Annotated in this window: 6 protein-coding genes; 4 read left to right on the plus strand and 2 right to left on the minus strand. The window is 62.4% G+C overall.

Annotated elements, in window-relative coordinates:
* Positions 1–222 precede the first annotated feature (222 nt).
* The 3 genes from EN884_RS26715 (at position 223) to EN884_RS26725 (ending at position 1,909) form a co-directional block, all read left to right on the plus strand.
* Complete coding sequence (locus EN884_RS26715) at positions 223–984, plus strand: Crp/Fnr family transcriptional regulator (protein WP_027163153.1); 762 nt, start codon at positions 223–225, stop codon at positions 982–984.
* 128 nt (positions 985–1,112) lie between these two features.
* Positions 1,113–1,439: a DUF883 family protein gene (locus EN884_RS26720; RefSeq protein WP_013529287.1), complete on the plus strand. Its 327-nt coding sequence runs from the start codon at positions 1,113–1,115 to the stop codon at positions 1,437–1,439.
* A gap of 11 nt (positions 1,440–1,450) precedes the next feature.
* Positions 1,451–1,909 carry a hypothetical protein gene (locus EN884_RS26725; RefSeq protein ID WP_013529288.1) on the plus strand — a complete coding sequence of 153 codons (459 nt, stop codon included), beginning with the start codon at positions 1,451–1,453 and terminating at the stop codon, positions 1,907–1,909.
* A 13-nt stretch (positions 1,910–1,922) separates the two neighbouring features.
* Here the strand turns inward: EN884_RS26725 and EN884_RS26730 are convergent, their stop codons facing one another.
* The gene (locus tag EN884_RS26730) at positions 1,923–3,398 is read right to left on the minus strand and encodes an HWE histidine kinase domain-containing protein (RefSeq protein WP_063170350.1); all 1,476 of its coding nucleotides are present in this window, start codon (positions 3,396–3,398) and stop codon (positions 1,923–1,925) included.
* A 206-nt stretch (positions 3,399–3,604) separates the two neighbouring features.
* On the opposite strand from EN884_RS26730, the gene EN884_RS26735 reads away from it, so the two are divergent.
* Positions 3,605–3,808: a hypothetical protein gene (locus EN884_RS26735; RefSeq protein WP_013529290.1), complete on the plus strand. Its 204-nt coding sequence runs from the start codon at positions 3,605–3,607 to the stop codon at positions 3,806–3,808.
* A 29-nt stretch (positions 3,809–3,837) separates the two neighbouring features.
* Here EN884_RS26735 and EN884_RS26740 read toward each other — a convergent pair.
* On the minus strand, positions 3,838–4,554 hold a 717-nt coding region (locus tag EN884_RS26740), incomplete at its 5' end, for a diacylglycerol kinase family protein (protein ID WP_164895169.1).

The raw sequence follows: 4,554 nt of genomic DNA on the forward strand, positions 1-4,554 counted from the left end.
GAGAAATTCGTCCTCCAAAACGAGAATCCGCAATCCGTCAAGCAATGTGGGCACAGGCAAAGACTCCTTGAAACGCCGGAGTCATGATCGCTAATTGGCTTGATGTCATTTAAAAAAGACATGTGGCCAGCGGGCGGAACCTCAATCCTTGCAACGCGTTGAAACGCGGCTCTCCAAGAGCGGCTTTCGAAGGGGGTCGAGCGGGCTTTCGAAGGGGGCGAAATGTCAGTCCAGAACAATAACGCTTTCTCCAGCCGCCAATATCCTTGCGAGAACTGCCCATTGCGGCCGTTGCCGGTTTTCCGCGACTTCGAAGAACAGGAGCTGGCCTTCATCAGCAAATTCAAGAAGGGTGAACTCGCGGTCGATAAGGGCGACACGGTGCTGGTGGAGGGAAGCCATAGCGCCCATCTCTACACCGTGCTCTCCGGCTGGGCGTTTCGCTACAAGCTGCTGCGGGACGGCCGTCGCCAGATCCTCAATTATCTCATGCCCGGGGATCTGATCGGCCTGCAAGGCAGTGTGATGGGCGAGATGCAGCATTCCGTCGAGGCACTCTCACCGATGCTGCTGTGTGTTTTCGAGCGCGAATATCTGCACGAGCTGTACCGCAATCATCCCGGGCTGGCCTACGACATCACCTGGATCGCATCGCGCGAGGAGCGGATGCTGGACGAGAATCTGCTCAGCCTCGGGCGCCGCAGTGCGATCGAGCGCGCCGCCTATCTCATCGCCTTCATCGGCAGCCGGGCCAAGGTCGTCGGACTGAATGGCAGCCAATCCGTCCAGATACCGATCACGCAGCAGCACATTGCCGATACGCTCGGCCTGTCGCTGGTTCACACCAACAAGACGATCCGCAAGCTGATGGATCGCAAGCTGATCGTCTGGCGCGACGGCGGCTGCGCGGTCTCCGACAATGAAGGGCTCAAGCGGCTCGCCGGCTGGGAAGGGCTGGGCGAGGCGCGCCGGCCACTAATCTGAGGAAGCGTCTTTTTGCGAAGCCGGCGGATCGGGTGCGCGCCGATGCGTTTTCGGCTACTTTGTCCGCAGTGGCGGAACCATGAGGTGCGCAGCGCGTTTGAAACCGAGCAATCACAAGGAGTTAAGCCATGGCCACTGCCGCAGGAAAGACCGCAACCGACGCCCGTGCAAATGCGGACCTGGAAGCCGACATCAGGCAGTTGAAGGCCGACATCGACAAGCTCACCAAACAACTGGCCAAGACCGGCGAGCATGGCTATGGCACCGCGCGCCGTGCAGCGACAGAAGGGGTCGAGCAGTTGCGCGCGCAGGGCGAAGCAGCCTTTGACAGCTTGCGCAGCAATGCCAAGGACATCGAAGCGCAGATGATGGCAAGCGTGCGTGAAAAGCCGGTGACGTCACTGGCAATCGCCGCTGGCGTCGGCTTCCTTTTCGCGCTCATCGCGCGTCGCTAGTCGCGCTACAGATGGGAATGTTGGCAACCCTGATCTCGGGCCTCGCCTCGGGGGAAACCGTGGCCGCCGTTCACCGGGCGCGCACGGCGGCAATCGTCTATGTGATCGCCATGGCCGCTGCGCTTTGCGGTCTCGGCTTTCTGGTCGGGGCCGCCTATATCTGGACGGCGATGCGCTACGGCTCGCTTGCCGCCGCGCTCGGGTTTGGCGCCGGTTTCCTAGTGCTCGCCGGACTTATCCTGCTGATCTACCGGATATCCGCAGGTTCGCGCGCCCGGCGCCGGGCGCAGCGCCGCAATGCCGACATGAAGGCGATCGGCGTCACCGCCGCACTCGCCGTGCTGCCGAGCCTGCTCAAGGGAAAAGGCGGTCTCGGCGCCATTCTGGGGCCGGCCGTGGCGCTCGCGGCCTACGCCATCTACCGCGAGAATGTGAAATCCGACGATCCGGATGAGAGCGAGCGGACATAGAGCTGTTGGGAGATCACTTCGACAGCTCTTCCAGGGGCATCGATATTTCGGCAAACACGCCTTCCGGCCGGAATTCATGGGTCACTTCGCTGGAAATGACCTTGGCCAGGCTGCGGCGAATGAGGATAGAGCCGAAGCCTTGCCGATCCGGCGGAGCGACTTGCGGCCCGCCGCTTTCGCGCCAGGTCAGCACAAGACGCCGGGCATCCTTCCTGCCTTGCGTCCTCCAGCCGAGGTCGACCCTGCCTGACGGCACCGACAGCGAGCCATATTTCAGCGCGTTGCTGGCGAGTTCATGCAGGATCAGGCCAAGCCCGACGGCCTGGTCGGGCGACAGCAGCAGGTCGTCGCCGGAGATCGTCATGCGCGGCTGCTCGGCCGTTTCGAAAGGTCTGACCTCGATCTGGACGAGTTCACTGATGCCGATGCCACGCCACTCGCGGTCCGACAACAGATTGTGGGCGATGCCCAAGGCCTGAAGCCTGGCGCCGAAGGCCTCGAGGAACTGGCTTGGCTGGCGGGCATGGCGCACGGTCTGGGTTGCCAGCGCCTGGACGGTCGCCAGAGTGTTCTTGACGCGATGGTTGAGTTCACGCAGCAGCAGCCGTTGCCGTTCGTCGCCGAGCTTGCGCTCGGAGATGTCGTAATTGACGCCGAAGATCAATGTCGGCTTGCCGTCGCCGTCACGCTCGATCACACGGCCGCGCGTGGCGAGCCAGCGCGGCGGGTGAAAGCCCTTCACCCGGTATTCGCCGAAATAGTCGTCGCTGCCGGTCAAGGCGTCGCGAAAGCGGGTTTCGGTCTGGTAGACGTCGCGCGGATCGATGGCGGTGAGGATGTCGCGTGCGCGCAGCCGGTTGGAGCGCGGCAGGTTGAACAGCTCCGACATCAATGTGTCGCATTCGATGACATCGGTGCGGATATCCCATGCCCAGCTGGCGAGCGAGGCCGCATCGAGTGCGATGGCGCGTCGTTTTTCCTCGCGCGCAAGTGCGGCCTCGGCGATCGCGCCGCTGCGGGTTGCGTCCTTTAGGGTGAACAGGCTGGCGGCCAGGCCGGCGAGCGCCTTCAACTGGTCGAGCTCGGTTCGGGATGGAAAACCATGCGGCTCGCGGTCGAGCACGCACAGCGTGCCGATGCGGGCACCTGCCACGATCATCGGCGCGCCGGCATAGAAGCGGACATGGTGCTTTCCGGTGACCAGCGGGTTGGTCTTGAAACGGGGGTCCGCCGTTGCATCCACGACCACCATCGGCTCGTCGCCGGCGGCAATCGCATGGGCGCAGAAGGAGACGTTGGTCGCGGTTTCGGTCTCGTCCAGGCCGAAGCAGGATTTGAACCAATGCCGTTCAAGGTCGACGAGTGTGACCAGGGCCATCGGCACCTGCATCACCGCTGCGGCAAGGCTGCTGACGCGGTCGAAATCGGGGTCGGCCGCCGTATCCAGCATCTCCAATCCGTGCAGCACGGCCAGCCGGTCGATATCCATGACTGCTAGCGCAACTTCGGCCGGCAGCTCGGGTGCTGTTTGCGTCTTGCCAATCACCCCAATTGCCTCGTCCCGGTCTTCGTCGCCGCATGCTTGCGCTGGTGCAAGGCCAGCACGCTTTTCCGGAACCATCCTAGCGAGGAACCGTTACCCGACCATGATTTGCCGGGCGCGCCAGTTGGTGCAGAATGAGACAGGGATCGAGCATGGCCAAGATCATTCCAGAAAACAAGGCGCGGCAGGGGCGATGGGGCTGGCATGGATTTCGGATCCTGATCGCCGCACTGCTTCTGGTGTTTGCTGCATGGGGCATTGCCGAGATCTATGGTGTGTTGATCAAGGCGCCTAACAGCGATGAACAGCATGTCCCCACACCGCCCAACACCACCGAGCAGGCTCCTGCCGGGTAAAGCGGGCCTGTCCGTTGCGCCGCACCTCATCAGGCGGCTCTCGACTGGGCCGCGCTCGCCGGAACCAATACATTCAGTGCGCCAGGCTGAATCTCGATTACCGTTTCACGGTCAAGCCTGACCAGTTCGCCGTCCATGACGGCGCGAAATTTGCGGCTGCCCGAATGGATTTTCAGCACCGTTCTGTTTGTCTGGTGGATTTCGACATGTTCGTTGTCGCGCCATTTGCCGCGCGCCATGTTGAAGAAGAACTTGACCAGTTCGGCGCGCTGCTTCGCCACCGTGACATAGACACCGAGCACGCCGCCCGCAGGATTGTCGGCATAAGGCAGATGGCCTTCACCGAATAAGTTGTTGGTGATGCCGATGCCGGTGATGCGTGCCGCCATTTCGGCATCGCCGATGCTGAGCGTCACATTCATCGCAGGTGGATTGTTGATCGTTGCCCAAGCCGCCTTGGCCGAGGCGCGGATCTTTCCCAACCGCGAACCGAACTCCATCTTCTGGCGCAGTTGCACCATCTTCGCGTGCATGCCGATCGAGAACTGGTGCACGAAAGGTTGGCCATTGGCCGTCGCCACATCGACAGCAATGATTTCGCCGTCGGCGAAGGATTTCAGCGCCCCGTCGAGCGACTGCGGAATGCCCAACCCGCGTGCGAACAGGTTCATGGTGCCGGCTGGCAATATGGCAAGCGCCTTCTTCGTGCCCATCAGTCGGGCGGCCGCGGCGGAAATGGTCCCGTC

This window comes from Mesorhizobium sp. M7A.F.Ca.AU.001.01.1.1, assembly GCF_004022735.1.
GTDB classification, from domain to species: domain Bacteria; phylum Pseudomonadota; class Alphaproteobacteria; order Rhizobiales; family Rhizobiaceae; genus Mesorhizobium; species Mesorhizobium ciceri.